The organism is Arthrobacter sp. MMS18-M83 (assembly GCF_026683955.1).
Lineage (GTDB): Bacteria > Actinomycetota > Actinomycetes > Actinomycetales > Micrococcaceae > Arthrobacter.
The window spans coordinates 618,144-633,965 of record NZ_CP113343.1 but is presented as its reverse complement, the minus strand read 5'-3'; the positions used below and the strand labels follow the sequence as shown (position 1 = coordinate 633,965).

Annotated in this window: 13 protein-coding genes; 9 read left to right on the top strand and 4 right to left on the bottom strand. The window is 63.2% G+C overall.

Translation table 11 applies throughout. From position 1 onward, the window contains the following. The first annotated feature begins 89 nt into the window (after positions 1-89). The 4 genes from OW521_RS03020 to OW521_RS03005 all read left to right on the top strand — a co-directional run bounded on the left by OW521_RS03020 (position 90) and on the right by OW521_RS03005 (position 5,528). Complete coding sequence (locus OW521_RS03020) at positions 90-1,028, top strand: proteasome assembly chaperone family protein (RefSeq protein ID WP_268022829.1); 939 nt, start codon at positions 90-92, stop codon at positions 1,026-1,028. Between the two features lie 35 nt (positions 1,029-1,063). After that, positions 1,064-2,422, top strand: coding sequence for an MFS transporter (locus tag OW521_RS03015; protein ID WP_268022827.1), 1,359 nt, complete (start codon positions 1,064-1,066; stop codon positions 2,420-2,422). A 164-nt stretch (positions 2,423-2,586) separates the two neighbouring features. Continuing rightward, positions 2,587-3,852 carry a DUF4192 domain-containing protein gene (locus OW521_RS03010; protein WP_268022825.1) on the top strand — a complete coding sequence of 422 codons (1,266 nt, stop codon included), beginning with the start codon at positions 2,587-2,589 and terminating at the stop codon, positions 3,850-3,852. A 380-nt stretch (positions 3,853-4,232) separates the two neighbouring features. Next, positions 4,233-5,528, top strand: coding sequence for an RNA polymerase sigma factor (locus OW521_RS03005; protein WP_268022823.1), 1,296 nt, complete (start codon positions 4,233-4,235; stop codon positions 5,526-5,528). An 86-nt stretch (positions 5,529-5,614) separates the two neighbouring features. Here the strand turns inward: OW521_RS03005 and OW521_RS03000 are convergent, their stop codons facing one another. Next, entirely contained in the window at positions 5,615-7,027 is a 1,413-nt protein-coding gene (locus OW521_RS03000) for an aminotransferase-like domain-containing protein (protein ID WP_268022821.1), read from the bottom strand. On the opposite strand from OW521_RS03000, the gene OW521_RS02995 reads away from it, so the two are divergent. Together OW521_RS02995 and OW521_RS02990 are read left to right on the top strand one after the other, a co-directional pair. Further along, a complete protein-coding gene (locus OW521_RS02995) occupies positions 7,026-7,985 on the top strand; it encodes a DMT family transporter (RefSeq protein ID WP_268022819.1) in 960 nt (319 codons plus the stop codon). The genes OW521_RS03000 and OW521_RS02995 overlap by 2 nt on opposite strands. Positions 7,986-8,032: 47 nt before the next feature. Next, positions 8,033-8,683 carry an FMN-binding negative transcriptional regulator gene (locus OW521_RS02990; RefSeq protein ID WP_268022817.1) on the top strand — a complete coding sequence of 217 codons (651 nt, stop codon included), beginning with the start codon at positions 8,033-8,035 and terminating at the stop codon, positions 8,681-8,683. A gap of 171 nt (positions 8,684-8,854) precedes the next feature. On the opposite strand, the gene OW521_RS02985 is transcribed toward OW521_RS02990, so the two are convergent. Further along, on the bottom strand, positions 8,855-9,076 hold the full coding sequence (locus OW521_RS02985) for a DUF7455 domain-containing protein (RefSeq protein WP_265978992.1): 222 nt from the start codon (positions 9,074-9,076) through the stop codon (positions 8,855-8,857). A 222-nt stretch (positions 9,077-9,298) separates the two neighbouring features. On the opposite strand from OW521_RS02985, the gene OW521_RS02980 reads away from it, so the two are divergent. After that, positions 9,299-11,407 carry a DNA gyrase/topoisomerase IV subunit B gene (locus OW521_RS02980; RefSeq protein WP_268022815.1) on the top strand — a complete coding sequence of 703 codons (2,109 nt, stop codon included), beginning with the start codon at positions 9,299-9,301 and terminating at the stop codon, positions 11,405-11,407. 29 nt (positions 11,408-11,436) lie between these two features. On the opposite strand, the gene OW521_RS02975 is transcribed toward OW521_RS02980, so the two are convergent. Then, positions 11,437-12,429: a M56 family metallopeptidase gene (locus OW521_RS02975; protein ID WP_268022813.1), complete on the bottom strand. Its 993-nt coding sequence runs from the start codon at positions 12,427-12,429 to the stop codon at positions 11,437-11,439. 6 nt (positions 12,430-12,435) lie between these two features. Beyond that, the gene (locus OW521_RS02970) at positions 12,436-12,822 is read right to left on the bottom strand and encodes a BlaI/MecI/CopY family transcriptional regulator (RefSeq protein WP_268022811.1); all 387 of its coding nucleotides are present in this window, start codon (positions 12,820-12,822) and stop codon (positions 12,436-12,438) included. A gap of 271 nt (positions 12,823-13,093) precedes the next feature. On the opposite strand from OW521_RS02970, the gene OW521_RS02965 reads away from it, so the two are divergent. After that, entirely contained in the window at positions 13,094-14,704 is a 1,611-nt protein-coding gene (locus OW521_RS02965) for a cytochrome ubiquinol oxidase subunit I (RefSeq protein ID WP_268022809.1), read from the top strand. A 20-nt stretch (positions 14,705-14,724) separates the two neighbouring features. Next, positions 14,725-15,822, top strand: a complete 1,098-nt coding sequence (gene cydB / locus OW521_RS02960; RefSeq protein ID WP_268022807.1) for a cytochrome d ubiquinol oxidase subunit II — start codon at positions 14,725-14,727, stop codon at positions 15,820-15,822.

Sequence of the window (15,822 nt, the reverse complement as noted above, 5' to 3'; positions counted from 1 at the left end):
CATGGAGCGTGGCCGGCCGCCGAAGGCACTTGCCGCGGTGTGCAGCCGCCTGCTCCTCCTAGAATTTGCAACTGCGAAAGGAACACGCCGTGTTTGAACGGATTTCCGGCTCACTCCTTGACCCTGAGTCGCTGTACGCGAGCAACACCGAGCTCTTCCACGGCCCGGAAATCAGGGGGCTCAACATGCTGATGGGCTTCACGGGATTTGCCGATGCCGGCCACGTGGTCCACCAGATCAACCGGGAACTGCTGGACACCCTTGAGGTCGAAACCGTGGCCGTCTTCGATGCCGACCAGCTCATTGACTACCGCACGCGCCGTCCCCACATCAGCTTCGTCGAGGACCATTTGGAGGATTACAAGGCTCCTCAGTTGGCGCTTTACATGCTGAAGGACGGTCTGGGCGAGCCCTTCCTGCTGCTTGCCGGTTTTGAACCCGACCTCCAGTGGGAGCGGTTCTCGCGCGCCGTCGTCGGGATCGTGGAAAAACTCGAGGTCAATCTGGTGACGTGGATCCACTCGATCCCCATGCCGGTTCCGCACACCAGGCCGGTGGGCGTCACGGTGCACGGCAACCGCCCGGAACTCATCGAAGGGATCTCAACATGGAAGCCGACTGTCGACGTTCCTTCGGCCATTGGCCACATTCTCGAACTGCGGCTGAGCGAAGCCGGGCGCAAAGTGGCCGGTTACGTTATCCACGTTCCGCACTACCTCGCCGATGCGGAGTACCCGCCAGCAGCGGTCGCAGGTCTTGAATACCTGGGTGCGGCGACGTCCCTGATGCTGCCCACGGACCGCCTCCGTGAGGCCGGCAGGGAAGTGGGCCGGCAGATCGCAGAACAGGTGGAGGCATCCGAGGACGTCCAGCAGGTGGTGTCGAAGCTGGAATCCCGCTATGACGACAAAGCCGAGGGGACCGTCCGTCGATCCCTGCTCGCTGACGAGAACGACGAGCTGCCCAACGCCGAGGACTTGGGCGCCGCGGTTGAGGCGTACCTCGCGCGTAAAGATGCGCGCCCATAAAGCAGCTTTAATGCAGCCCCGGGCATAATGGAAGGGTGAACGCACCCCGCGCCTGGCTCATATGGACGATCGGGGTGCTCGCCTATCTGGTGGCAGTGGCCCAGCGCACATCCTTTGGTGTGTCCGGACTTGAAGCGACTGAGCGATTCCATGCCAGCGCGGCTGCTATTTCCTTCTTCACCGTGCTGCAATTGCTGGTCTACGCCGGCCTCCAGATACCGGTCGGGCTGCTTGTTGACCGCTTCGGTTCCCGCGCCATGATTGCAAGCGGGGCCGTGCTCATGGGGCTCGGCCAACTCCAACTGGCTTATGCCGAGACTGTTCCGGGCGGCGTGCTCGGCCGGGTGCTCGTCGGCGCAGGCGACGCCATGACCTTCGTCTCCGTGATCCGGCTCGTGCCAATCTGGTTCGCGCCGGCCCGGGTTCCGCTCGTCACCCAGCTGACAGGAATGTCGGGCCAGCTCGGCCAGCTGATCAGCGTGGTGCCGTTCGCGCTGGTCCTTCATTCCGCGGGATGGAATACGGCCTTCCTGGCTCTGAGTTCCCTGTCCGCACTCGCCGTTGTCCTTGTCCTCGCCTTGCTTAGGGACGTGCCGCCCGGTCATCCGCCCCGGGAGAGCGCCCAAGGCCTGCGCGCCACGGGCGTGACCTTGGCGCGTGCGTGGCGGCAGCCCGGAACGCGCTTGGGGCTCTGGTGCCACTTCACTGTCCAGTTCAGCGGCAACGTCTTCGCCATGTCCTGGGGCTACCCGTTTCTGGTGTCGGCGCAGGGCCTGAACGCGGCCACCGTGTCCGCCCTGATGGGACTTTTTGTGGTCACCAGCATTCTCGTGGGGCCTCTGTTTGGAACCTTCGTGGCCAGGCACCCGATGCGGCGCTCGGCCATGGTCCTCCTGATTACTGCGGCCACCGCACTTGCCTGGGGTGCGGTTCTGCTGCTGCCAAACCGGGCGCCCTTATGGTTGCTTGCCTTGTTGGTGATCGCTCTCGCTATCGGTGGCCCCGGGTCCATGATCGGCTTTGATTTTGCCCGGACATTCAATCCTTCCCACAGGATCGGTACTGCCACGGGCATCGTCAACGTGGGCGGCTTCGTTGCGGCGCTCCTGACGATCTACTTGGTGGGGCTCATCCTCGACATTCTCCACACCAGCGGTTTCTCAGGCGGGGAGCTGTACGGCCTGGCGTCCTTCCGCATCGCATTGAGTGTGCAATTCCTCTTCCTTCTTGTGGGTACAGTCTTGATCGTCATGACCCGCCGCAAGGTGCGCCGCCAGATGGCGGCGCAGGGCGTGCACGTTCCACCGCTCCTCGTGTCATTGGCAAATCAGCGCCGGCGCCGCGTGGAATTGCGACGCGAACGGCTCGCGAAGCAGCGAAGCTCAGCGGGATAGCCTGCTTCCGCCCTGGCTTCCTTTCGCGGTGGCCCGCCTTTCGTCGGGAGGCGTCGTAGTGCGGACTGCGGAAGTGTTCCTCCACAGGCAGTCACTGGGACCTTTTGTCCACATATGGCAAATGAGGCCTGCCGTCGACGCCTGTTGCTGCCGATGCTGGATTCATGACAGCAGACAACCGTGTAACCATCTCCCTGCCCGAGGACATTCTGGGCTTCATTCCCCATGCCTTGGGCCACCGGCCAAAGGAGAGTCTCGTGGCCATCACTTTGCGCGGCCAGACGCTAGGCGCCACCCTGCGAGTGGACCTTCCGCCTGACAGATCCGAAAGGGTGCTCGCGGTGTACTCACGGAGGATCGCCGAATATTTGGACGCGGACCATGACGCCGACGGAGCACTCTTGGCAGTTTTCAGTGACGATGGCTGGGAAGATGGAGGCGTTGTGAGGGGCAACGTTCCGCTGCTGGAGGCACTGGAACTCGTGCTGGCCCGCCGCGGCCTAGCGCTCCGGGACGCCTGGTTTATTGGTTCTGACTACTGGCGCAGCGCGTTCTGCACCGACGTCGCGTGCTGCCCCATCCCTGGCCGTCCCGTGGACCAGATCCTCGACAGCCGGCTCAACGCCGAAATGGTTTTCAGGGGGAGTAGCGTCAAGGAGTCACCACGGTTGCTGCGGCCGGAGGACCAACCGGCCGTTGATCCGGAGTTCCTGAGTGCGGAAGCCGCCACCCTTGAGGAGATGCTTCGAAGGTGGAAAAGCAAAAAGACCTTCGAAGAAATGCTGGATGTGTGGACACGTGTCCTCGACTCCGGTCTTCCCGAAGAAATCGACCTTGAGGCAGCGGCGTTCCTCCGGGCGAGCCTGCGGGTCCCGGCGTGGCGCGACGCCGTAGTGGTCCTGGCAGCTGCCGGGAGAGGCGTCGCCCGCGGCGGTGCGGAGGCCTTCCGCTTCTTTTCTCCCGAGAGCGATGACGAAGAGGCCTTGCTCATTCCGCCTGGACTTCGTCCCCTCTCGCAGGCAGCAGGGACGTCGCCGGCTGCAGGGAAGGGTCACGGGGCATCAGGAGGGAAGCCTCCGAGGACCGCGGCTGCCGATATTAACGCCTTGCGGTACGGAGACGTGTTGCTGGGACTCTACCCGGATAACCCGGACTGGGAACGGCTGACCGCCTTGGACCTGGTTTTGGCGAGGCTCTCGCGGCGCGGCGGTGGCGAGGGACGCGCTGCCGCGCTCACGATCCGGGGGTGGATTCAATGGTGTCAGGGGAGCGGTTCATTCGCCGACGAGTTCTTTTCCAGAGCGGACGCCGAACAACAGGGCTATCGACTCGCGGAACTACTTTCGGAGGTGGTGCAGCGCGGCACAGTGTGCGGCTGGGCGAAAAGCAGGACCTCCGCGTGGCGGAAGTTCGGCGGGGCGGCGGCGTGACGAGAAGCCATGATGCAAAGACGCGGCGTGAAGGCAGACCCGACCTGAAGAAGGGGCCCGACGTGAAGACCGGCATCCGACCTGAAGACTCCGGGGCGTGTCACCGCGGGAAATCCGCCGACGCGTAATTGTCCGCAAGGAAGCCCATGTCGACCCCCGGAATCCAAAACCGTGAGACAATGGTTGCCGAGACCCGGTTGGGTCCGTGTTTCAAGTGCCCCGAATGTCCCTGAACCTAGGGAACATTTAGGCGTCGTCGGGAGTTCTACCTAAAGACTCTGCGGTCGGCGATGGCACTTGATATTCATCGCGGACTTGACAGGGTCATAGTGGTGTTGCCCCCATGGTGATTCCACAGACCGCCGCTAGAAAGGTTTTCTGTGACCCCGTCTTCCGCCGAGAAGGAACCCGCCGCCCAGGCCGAACTGTCCGCCGAAGAAAAGAAGGCGGCTACAGTTGCGAAGCGTGCGGCAACGCGTGCTGCCAATGCTTCAACTGCAGGTGCAGAGAAGCCGGCACCCAAGAAGCGCGGGCCCAAGCCCGGCGCCAAGGCCGCTGCCGAAGCAGCCAACAAGTCCGCCGGCGCCGACGAGGACTCCGAAGAAGCCGAGGATTTTGACGCCGTCGTTCCCGATGAAGCAGAGCTCACCGAGGAAGTCGAAGAAGGCGAAGAGGGCAAGAAACCTGCCCCGACAGGTTCGGGTTTTGTCTACTCGGATGCCGATGACGACGACGCTCCTGTGCAGCAGGTTATGTCTGCCGGAGCAACCGCCGACCCCGTCAAGGATTACCTGAAGCAGATCGGTAAGGTCGCCCTCCTGAATGCGGAGCAGGAAGTTGACCTTGCGCTCCGCATTGAAGCCGGCCTCTTCGCAGAGGAGAAGATCAACGCTGACGACGGTTCCATGGACCCGAAGCTCAAGCGTGAGCTTGAGTTCATCATCCACGACGGCAAGCGCGCAAAGAACCACCTCCTCGAAGCCAACCTGCGCCTTGTGGTCTCCCTTGCCAAGCGCTACACGGGCCGCGGGATGCTGTTCCTGGACCTCATCCAGGAAGGAAACCTGGGCCTGATTCGTGCAGTGGAGAAGTTCGACTACACCAAGGGCTTCAAGTTCTCCACCTACGCCACCTGGTGGATCCGCCAGGCCATCACCCGCGCCATGGCTGACCAGGCCCGCACCATCCGCATCCCGGTGCACATGGTGGAAGTCATCAACAAGCTGGCACGCGTCCAGCGCCAAATGCTGCAGGATCTCGGGCGCGAACCCACGCCTGAAGAACTGGCCCTCGAACTGGACATGACCCCCGAGAAGGTCGTCGAGGTCCAGAAGTACGGCCGCGAGCCCATCTCGTTGCACACCCCGCTTGGCGAGGACGGTGACTCAGAGTTCGGCGACCTCATCGAGGACTCGGAAGCCGTGGTACCGGCGGATGCCGTGAGCTTCACCCTGCTCCAGGAGCAGTTGCACTCGGTACTCGATACCCTGTCCGAGCGTGAAGCAGGCGTGGTAGCCATGCGGTTCGGTCTCACCGACGGCCAGCCGAAGACTTTAGACGAAATCGGCAAGGTCTATGGAGTCACCCGTGAACGCATCCGTCAGATCGAATCCAAGACGATGTCCAAGCTGCGCCACCCCTCACGGTCGCAGGTTCTGCGGGACTACCTCGACTAAAGCAACGGACGCCCTGCCCTAAGCGGCGCAAGGCTTTCACGAAAATGGACCCCCGGAAGATCTTCCGGGGGTCCATTTTCTTGTTCCTAACGTTTGTTTCGTTCGAGCGCTTGGCCGAGGATCCTTGCGCCTTCCGGGAAGGCGGACGGGTTGGGGCCGGCATAGTTGAGCCGGATGAACGGACCTGTCGGTTCAGCCGGGAACCACTCGTTGCCGACGGCGATCATCACGCCGGCACTCTCGCAATCCAAGGTCAGCTTTTCGAGGTCGGTCCCGTCGGGCAGGCGTGCCCAGAGGTTCAGCCCGCCCTTGGGGATCTGGCTGATGTGGGCCTGCGGGGCGTGTTCGCGCAGGCTCGTGATCAGAAGGTCGCGGCGGGATTGAAGCTGATGGCGAAGGCTGCGTAAATGCGTCTGCCAGGCCGGCTGTGTGACGACATCGAGTGCTGCAGCCTGGAGCAACCCGCTGACATACATCGACTCTGCGGCCCGGTCTGCAAGGATGCGTTCGCGGGCCGGGCCGCGGGCGATGACGGCAGCAACGCGGATGGCCGGGGAAACGCTTTTCGTGAGGGAGCGCAGATAGACGACATGCCCGGAATCGTCATGTGCGGCGATGGGCATGGGAGCCGAAGTGATGCCGAAATCGTGCGCCCAGTCGTCCTCCACCAGGAACGCGCCGTTCGCGCGCACCACGTCCAGAACCTGCTCGCCTCGTCGGGCGGGCCATTGCGCTCCGGTGGGGTTCGCGTAATTCGGTTGTGCGTAGAACAGACGTGCGCCGGTCTCCTCAAAGGCCCTGGCCAATTCTTCCGGGTCGGGCCCATCGGGCCCGCTGGGCACCGGAACTATGCGGACTCCCGCTTGCGTCGCGGCCAGAATGGCTCCCCAATAGCTCGGGGATTCCATGAGCAGTGGTTGCCCGTGGCCCACCAACGCACTAAATATCGAGCTGAGACCGCCTTGGCTTCCTGGCAGCACGATGACGTCGCTCGGCGTTGGCGGGGTGAGCCCTGCCGGAGTCGCGGAGCCTAGTTCGTGCGCGAACCAGGACTGCAACTCGGGAAGCCCCGCCGCGGGCGGTCGAGACAACGCCGCGTCCCCCCGGGCAGCCCGGGCGAGCGCGGCCCGCACAAGGCGCTCCGGCAGGAGTTCACGGTCCGGGTAGCCGGAGTGGAAAGCAATGACGTCGTTCGAAGTGCTGCGCATCGTTGAGGAGGCCGAGCGGGGAGGTGCCTGCGGTGCGCGCAGCGCCGCAGTCTGCCAGCCGTAATCCGAAGGCCGCGCAGTCCGGACGGCCCGCACAAAGGTCCCGACGCCTGGCCTGCTCTCAATCAAGCCCTGGGAAGTGAGCGCTTGCAGGGCCTTCTGCACCGTCACGGGGCTGGCCTGGTACTCGGCAACCAGCGACCGCGTGGACGGAAGCCGGGATCCCGGCGCCGCCCCTGCGATCCATTCGCGCAGTCGTGTCGCAATCCGGGAACTGCTATCGTTGTTCATGAGAGACAATAGTAGCGCTACTACACTTATTCGCCCAGTGATACCGCCACGTTCCGCCAAGGGTCTTTGGTGGGGCCTTCTGGGAGTAGCGGCGTTCTCGTTCACTGTTCCCTTCACCCGAGTAGCGGTTGGTGGCCTGTCGCCCCTGTTCATCGGCTCGGGTCGTGCCGTCGTCGCAGGGATTCTCGCGACGTGTGCCCTTTCGCTCACCGAGCAGCGACTTCCTCGGGGCAAACAATGGGTGCGTCTCGCGGTGGTCGCTGCCGGGATTGTTGTCGGCTTCCCGTTACTCACTTCATTCGCCCTCATGACGACGCCGGCCAGTCACGGTGCCGTCGTCATCGCTCTGTTACCGGCCGCGACGGCAACCGCGGCAGTGCTGCGCGGACGTGAGCAACCGCCAATCGCTTTCTGGCTGGTCACGGCCGTGGGAGCCATTGCGGCCATTGCATTCGCCCTATCGCAGGCAGGTCACCCAGCGCAGTCCGGCGGCCTCGGGCTACTGAACTGGGCGGACTTGCTGCTCCTCGGTGCCGTCATTGCCGCAGCTATCGGTTACGCCGAAGGAGGCCTGCTCGCACGCGAACTCGGCGCATGGCAGACCGTATCCTGGGCGCTCGTGCTGGCATTGCCGTTGATGGCCGGCCTGTCGGCGCTCTCCATGGCCCAGCAGCCACCGTCAGCTTCACCGGTTCAGTGGGCTGCTTTTGCATACCTCGGAATCGCTAGCATGTTTCTCGGTTTCTTCGCCTGGTACCGGGGGCTCGCCATTGGACCCATGGCCAAGGTCAGCCAGATACAACTCGTCCAGCCCGTGCTGAGCATCTGCTGGGCCGGACTGCTGCTCGGCGAAACCCTGGGCTGGACCACAATCGTCGGTGGAATCGCCGTCATCCTTTGCGCCGGCGTCGCTGTCCGCGTCCGACTCAATCCGCAACCTGCGAACCAGAATCGCTAACGACCAACGGACACCAAGATCCCCCTACCCCGGAGAAGAAGAAACCCATGTACATTCCAGCGCACTTTCAAGCCGGCGCCGACGCCATACATGACCTCCTCATGCGGCCGGGCGCTGCAAACTTGGTCACCATGACCCAGCGAGGCCTGCTCGCCAGTTTCGTGCCCTTCGTCTACGATCCTTCGATCGGCGAACACGGCGCGTTGCACGGACACCTCGCCCGAACCAACACGCAATGGTCCGAGCCGGCGATCGGAGAATCACTTGTCATCATCCAGGGTGCGGATGCCTATGTCTCGCCTTCGTGGTACGCCTCGAAGGCCGAACACGGACGTGTCGTCCCGACGTGGAACTACTCAACAGCCCACGTCTACGGAACGCTCGCCGTCCATGACGACGTGGCCTGGCTCGGCAACCAGGTGCGGCGGCTGACCAAGCGCAACGAAGCCCCCTTTGAGCGACCGTGGTCCGTGGACGATGCGCCGGAGCGTTACGTCGCAGGTCAGTTGCGGGCCATCGTTGGCGTCGAATTATTGATCACGAGGATCGAAGCAAAAACCAAACTCAGCCAAAACCGACCTGACACGGACATTGATGGCGTGATTGCCGGCCTTGAGGCATGCGGGCAAGCAGAGGCCTCCGCCGACGTAGCGCGAGCCAGACAGGAAAGATCGCGCCCGGACGCCGGCTCCGCGTAGGGCATGGAGACAGCTTCCCTGTTAAGCGGCGCTTCCTCTATGCCGCCACTGAGTTAACGCAGCAAGGTTAACGCAGCGAGGTTAACGCAGCGAGGCCCCTCCATCCGGAGGGGCCTCGCTATCTCTGTGAAATTTTGTCAACCGGGCGGGCCAGTGGCCGGCCATGGATGGCTAGTCGGCCAGGACGGGTTCCTTCTCCTGAAGGCGACCCGTTTCGTCATGCCAGTCCGAGGTCATCGGCCGCAGCGTGGCCTCTATTGCACGTGCGTGGTGGCCGCAGAAGAGCAGCTCACCGCCGGAGGACTCGAGTACAACGCGGACATATGCCTGGGCCCCGCAACGGTCGCACCGGTCGAGTGCATTGAGTGTGCGGTCTGCAACTGCTGTTGTCATGTTCGGCCTCCTTAGTAGTTCTGTGTATCCATATAACCAGCATTCGAAGCGAAACCATGGCAAGGATGGGTCACGTTCGCTGTCCGCGTATCACATGTGCGTAACACTGGGAAGTGGCGTCCGGCACGATTGGGAGTGGCAGCACTCGTCTTGGCTCCGAGGCGACTAGCCTAGGAGAAGCCTTAATTTGCGTCTGTTACACCCCGAAGGAGCGCCCCGCCCGTGGCACCGAGTTCTGAATACAACGCCCGGCACCTTTCAGTCCTGGAAGGCCTCGAAGCGGTCCGCAAGCGTCCGGGCATGTATATCGGCTCCACCGACTCCCGTGGCCTCATGCATTGCCTGTGGGAGATTATCGACAACTCAGTCGACGAAGCGCTGGCGGGCTTCGGTCACGACATCCAAATCATCCTGCACGCTGACAATTCGGTGGAAATCCACGACGACGGCCGCGGCATCCCCGTTGACTTGGAACCCAAAACCGGGCTGACCGGCGTCGAGGTCGTCTTCACCAAACTGCACGCCGGCGGAAAGTTCGGTGGCGGCTCCTACACGGCTTCGGGTGGTTTGCACGGCGTTGGGGCATCCGTTGTGAATGCGCTCTCTGCCCGTCTTGACGTACAGGTGGACCGCGGCGGCAAGACCTACCAGATGTCCTTCCGCCGGGGGGAACCCGGGCGGTTCAAGGACACCGGTTCCAAGCCCAGCCCGACGTCGGTCTTTGAACCGTTCGTCGAAGATTCAGTGCTCGACGTCGTCGGCAAAGCCAAACGAGGTGTCACCGGCACCCGCATCCGTTACTGGGCGGACCGTCAGATCTTCACCCCGGACGCGAAGTTCTCGCACGAGGACCTCGCTGCCCGCGCCCGCCAAACCTCCTTCCTGGTTCCGGGCCTCAAGCTCACCGTGCGCGATGAGCGCCGACTCCCCGGCACGCCCGGTGCGGACGGTCCGCACGAAGAGGTCTTCCACCACGACGGCGGCATTTCCGAGTTTGTCGACTTCCTCGCGGCAGATTCGGGTGTCACTGACATTTGGCGGCTCCATGGTGCGGGCAAGTTCAAGGAAACCGTTCCGGTCCTTGACGAGAATGGGCACAGCAAGATCGCCGAAGTGGAGCGCGATTGTGAAGTTGACGTCGCGCTGCGTTGGGGGATCGGCTACGAGACCACCATGCGGAGCTTCGTCAACATCATCGCCACGCCCAAAGGCGGAACACACCAGGCCGGCTTTGAGCAGGCACTCCTGAAGACCTTCCGCAAGGCCGTGGAAACGAACTCACGCAAACTCAAAGCGGGCAACGACAAGATCGAGAAGGACGACGTGCTGGCAGGCCTGACGGCAGTGCTGACTGTCCGCCTGGCAGAGCCGCAGTTCGAGGGCCAGACCAAGGAAATCCTGGGCACATCGGCGGTCAGGGCGATCGTTTCCAAAGTGGTGGAAGACGAGATCACGGCACGCCTGAACTCGGCGAACCGCAATGACAAAGCCCAGTCCACCTTGCTGCTCGAGAAAATCGTCAGCGAGATGAAGTCCCGCATCTCGGCCCGGGTCCACAAGGAAACGCAGCGCCGGAAGAATGCATTGGAAACGTCGTCGATGCCAACCAAGCTGGCTGATTGCCGCACGGACGACGTCGGACGCTCCGAGTTGTTCATCGTGGAAGGTGACTCCGCCCTTGGCACCGCCAAGCTTGCACGGTCCTCGGACTTCCAGGCGCTCTTGCCCATCCGTGGAAAGATCCTGAACGTGCAGAAAGCCTCGGTGGGGGACATGCTCTCCAACGCAGAGTGCGCCGCCCTCATCCAGGTAGTCGGTGCAGGGTCGGGCAGGAGCTTCGACATCGACGCCGCCCGGTACGGCAAGGTGATCCTGATGACCGATGCAGACGTCGACGGCGCCCACATCCGCACGCTGCTGCTCACCTTGTTCTTCCGGTACATGCGCCCGATGATCGACGAGGGCCGGGTGTACGCGGCAGTACCGCCGCTGCACCGGGTGGAGGTCATCAACGCGGGCCAGAAGGCCAACGAGATGATCTACACGTACTCGGAGGCCGAACTGCACGTCCTGCTGGCAAGGCTCGCCAAGGAAGGCAAGCGCTACAAGGAACCGATCCAGCGCTACAAGGGCCTGGGCGAGATGGATGCCGAGCAGCTCGCCGAGACCACTATGGATCCGCGCCACCGCACTCTCCGCAAGGTGGGGATTGAGAATGCCAAGATGGCGGAGGACACCTTTGACCTGTTGATGGGTTCGGACGTCGCCCCGCGCAAGGACTTCATCATTGCGGGCGCCGCAGACCTGGACCGGGAACGCATCGACGCCTGATTAGCCGCACGCTGTGCGGCAGGTCCAGTTCAGCCCAGCAGGCCCGGCACGATCAGCAGGCCTGTCGGCACGGCAAGCAACATGGCCGACGCCGCGAGGACCAAGGCGCGAAGCCCTGCCGGAAGCGGAGGCTTTGGTGAAAGAAGCCGGCTGACGCGCGACGCCGTCGTACGCGGTGAATCGGCGCCGCCGGTGCCGCTCAACGTGCTGCTTTCAGGGGAAGAGTCCTGGGCGCTTGTTCCGGGCAGCGAGACCCGCTCAGCGGGACGGGCGGAACCGCTGGCCACGATCGCGATCGCCTTGATGAGGGTTCCCTTGCTCTCGGTGCGCAGCGCTACGTCATCGGCGAGCATCTCGATCAGGGAGTTGACCGCCACCTGGGCGAGCCGAGTGGTGGGGAACCAGGGCAGCGCCTGGCGCCACGCGGCGAAGGCCCACAAGAGGAGGTCGTGGCGCTGTGAGAGATGCGCGTTCTCGTGGATCAGGACGGCCCTGAGCTCAGCAGGTTCCAGTGCGGCCATCAGGCCATCGGACAGCACGGTCACGGACCTTGCTCCGCCGGGAAGGCAGTAGGCAACGGGTGAGTCATGGTTGATGACCACGGTGCCCGGACCGTCGTCGGAGGGTGAGGCCAGAAGCGCGAGGAGTTCACGGTGCCGCCGCCGCTGCCGCTCAATCTTGACGTAGGTCAGCAGCAAGGTAAACACCAGATGGGCGCTCAGCAGCGCCGCTGCGGACAGCGCGAACAAATGCCAGAAGCCCAGCGCCGTAGTGGGCTCGTTGTGAAGCACCATGCCGGTCAACGAACGCAGCCCGGCAATGAGGTTGTCGCCGATGGGCTCAAGTCCGTAGACGAGCATGGCCCCGATCATGGAGAGGCCACCGGCAAGTGCGATTGCCTGCCAGAGGACCATGGCCATGAAAGGCGCGCGCGCCGGCCACTCGGCGCGCGACAAGAGAACCGGAACCGGCCACGCCAGCACCAAAGCAAGGACCGCCAGAAAATATGAGGTCCAGAACATGGGTGCTTAGTTTTTGCCGAGCAGTTTGCGCAGCGTGGCAGCTTCACTTTCGCTTACGGAACCAATGAACCGGGCCAGCACGGCTTCGCGGTCCGGGGCCGACCCCAGTGCCTCATGCATGAGGTCTGCCGTGTGGTCAGCGCGGCTCGACACGGCCTGGTAGCGGTGCGGACGGGTACCCCGTTCGCGCTCCACAAGACCCTTTTTCTCAAGGCGGGACAAGACCGTCAACACTGTGGTGACGGCGAGGTCCTTGCCCTGGTGCCCTGCGATGCCATCGGCGGCTGCGGAGTCCTGCGCCAGCAGGTCACGAAGTTTGTTGGCTGTCGCAGCCCCCTGGCCTGCCCAGAGCAGATCCATGACCGCCCGTTCCAGTTCACCAAGACTTGCCATCAATGCATCCCTACTTTCCGCAGTTCCCCGCCGCGATAAGGCCCGGGGAGTGCGATGATCCAACATTCCACCATCAATCTACCGCTTTTTGGAGCGCGATTCTACGTGAAGTAGAACATGCGGCGCGGCGTGTCCTTGCGGCACTGTTACGCCGCTGGAAGAGTGGTGACCACATCGGACGGATTTGTTCTACACTGCGTAGAAGAAGAAGTTTCTACACAACGTAGAAAATGGACGCCGCATCGCGGGCAGCCGGATAATAAGGACAGCCATGGACGCCTTGGAAATCGCACGCTGGCAATTTGGAATCACCACGGTCTACCACTTCATGATGGTGCCGCTGACCATCGGGCTGGGGCTCGTTGTGGGCGTCATCCAGACACTTTGGTACCGCACCGGAAAAGTTGAATACCTGCGGATGACCAAGTTCTGGGGCAAGCTCTTCCTCATCAACTTCATCATGGGCGTGGCCACGGGCATTGTGCAGGAGTTCCAGTTTGGGATGGCCTGGAGTGAGTACAGCCGCTTCGTTGGAGACATCTTCGGCGCGCCCCTGGCCCTGGAAGCGCTTCTGGCGTTCTTTGTGGAATCGACTTTCCTTGGGCTGTGGATCTTCGGCTGGAAGCAGCTCAAGCGGGGCGTCCACCTCGCGTGCCTTTGGATCGCAGTGATCGGCTCGCTCTTCTCGGCCTACTTCATCATCGTCGCCAATTCCTGGATGCAGCACCCGGTCGGCATCGAGATGGTCAACGGGCGCCCCGTCATGACCGACGCCTGGGCCGTCTTCACCAACAACACCGCCTTGGTGGCTGTGCCGCACACGCTCTTCGGTGCTTTGGGCGTCGCCGGTGCGTTCCTTCTGGGCATCGCGTGGTACCACCTCTGGCGGCGCCGCCACGACGGCATTGACACCGTCGATGCGGACGGCCGCGCCATTCCCGGGGAAGCCAACATCCCAGGACGGGACAAGGCAGACTACAAAGTGTGGATCAATTCCTTGCGGATCGGCGCCGTCGTTGCCATGATCTCCTTCGCCGGGACCGCCTTCACGGGCGATCTGCAGGGCAAGTTGATGTTCGAACAGCAGCCCATGAAGATGGCCGCAGCTGAAGCCGCATGCCACGACGGCACCGGATTCTCCGTGCTGAGTGTCGGCAATGTCGGCTCCAAGAACTGCAACGACATTGTGGCCGTGATCGAGGTTCCCGGCATTCTCTCCTTCCTGGCCAAGGGCGACTTCAGCACAGAGGTGAAGGGCGTCAACAGCCTCCTGGACGAGTACAAGGCCAAGTACGGCACGCACTTGCCCAACGATCCCCTGTACGGCGATCGCGCAGGGCAGGAAATCCAGTACGTGCCGGTCATGGAAGTCACCTATTGGGGCTTCCGCATGATGATTGGCTTCGGTGGGCTTGCCGCTTTTGCCGCGCTGCTTGCTTTGTGGGTGACGCGCAGGGGAGTGGTGCCGCAATCCCGTTGGATAATGCGCCTTGCAGTCTTCGGGATCCTTGCTCCCTTTGGGGCCAACGCCGCCGGCTGGATCTTCACGGAAATGGGCCGGCAGCCATTCGTCGTCGCGCCCAATCCGGACGCGAGCGGCATCGACCAGGTGTTCATGTTCACGGCCGCGGCCGTCTCGCCCGGAGTGTCCGCCGCTGAGCTCATTACCTCATTGGTGGTGTTGGCCTCGATCTACGCGGTCCTGTTGGTGGTGGAAGTCCGACTGCTGGTCAAATATGCCCGCGGTGGCGTGGCCTCCGCGATGCCGGAGCTCGCTGAGGCTCGCCACGGCGAAAAGCACGAAAAGAAGGACGACGGCGGGACCCCGGGTGCCCCGGGCCAGCCCGGCGACAGCGACGACGTCCTGGCATTCGCCTACTAGGAAGCAGAGGGATCTTTCGCATGGAACTGTTGCCAACCGTCTGGTTCATAGCCATCGCCGTGTTGTGGACCGGCTACCTCTTCCTGGAGGGATTCGATCTAGGCGTAGGAATGCTCATGAAGCTCTTCGCCAGGAACAACACCGACTGCCGGGTTCTACTGAACACGATCGGCCCGGTATGGGACGGAAACGAAGTCTGGTTGCTGACCGCGGCCGGTGCCACGTTCGCGGCCTTCCCGCTCTGGTACGCCTCGCTGTTCTCGGCCCTCTACCTGCCACTGCTGCTTGTCCTGGTGGCCTTGATCTTCCGGGCTGTTGCATTCGAGTACCGGGGCAAGGTGGACACCGCGCGCTGGCGGACCATCTGGGACTGGGCCATTGCCATTGGTTCGTTCACGGCCGCGTTCGGTATCGGCGCAGCCCTGGCACTGACCACTACCGGGCTGCCGCTCAACGCTAACGGCGACCGCCAGGGCGGCCCCTTTTCCTGGTTCAGCGGTTATGCCGTGCTAGGTGGCTTCGCCGTCGTCGCGTTCGCTCTGGTGCATGCTTTGGCGTTCCTGGCCCTGAAGACCGACGGCGAGGTGCGCCACCGCGCACGCCGCTGGTTCGTGCGGCTCTCGCCGGTCGCATTGCTGCCGTTGCTGGGATGGATGGTGGCCGTGCAACTCATTAGCGGCAAGACGTGGACCTGGTCACTCGTGATCGTGGGACTCCTGGCTGCCGCAGCGGCCTGGGTTCTCGCCCGCAAGGGAGCCGAGGGCAGGGCGTTCGGTGCCCTGGGTGCGTTCCTGGTGTGCGCCACAGCATCCATCTTCGGTGCAGCCTTCCCTGTGGTGATTCCTTCGACCTTGGATCCCGCCTTCAACCTCACCATTTCCAACGCCTCATCCTCCGCCTACACCTTGGGGCTGATGAGCATCGTTGCGGCAGTCGGCCTGCCCCTCGTCGTCGCCTACCAGGCGTGGACCTACTGGGTGTTCCGCCGGCGCGTCAGCGCGGCACACATTCCGGCAGCACATGGTTTCCTGCCGGCCATCGCTGCCAAGGTGCTGGTCGGTCACGCGGCGTCGGGCGGCCCGGCTGCAAAACACGCACGCCACAACGCGAGAGAGTAG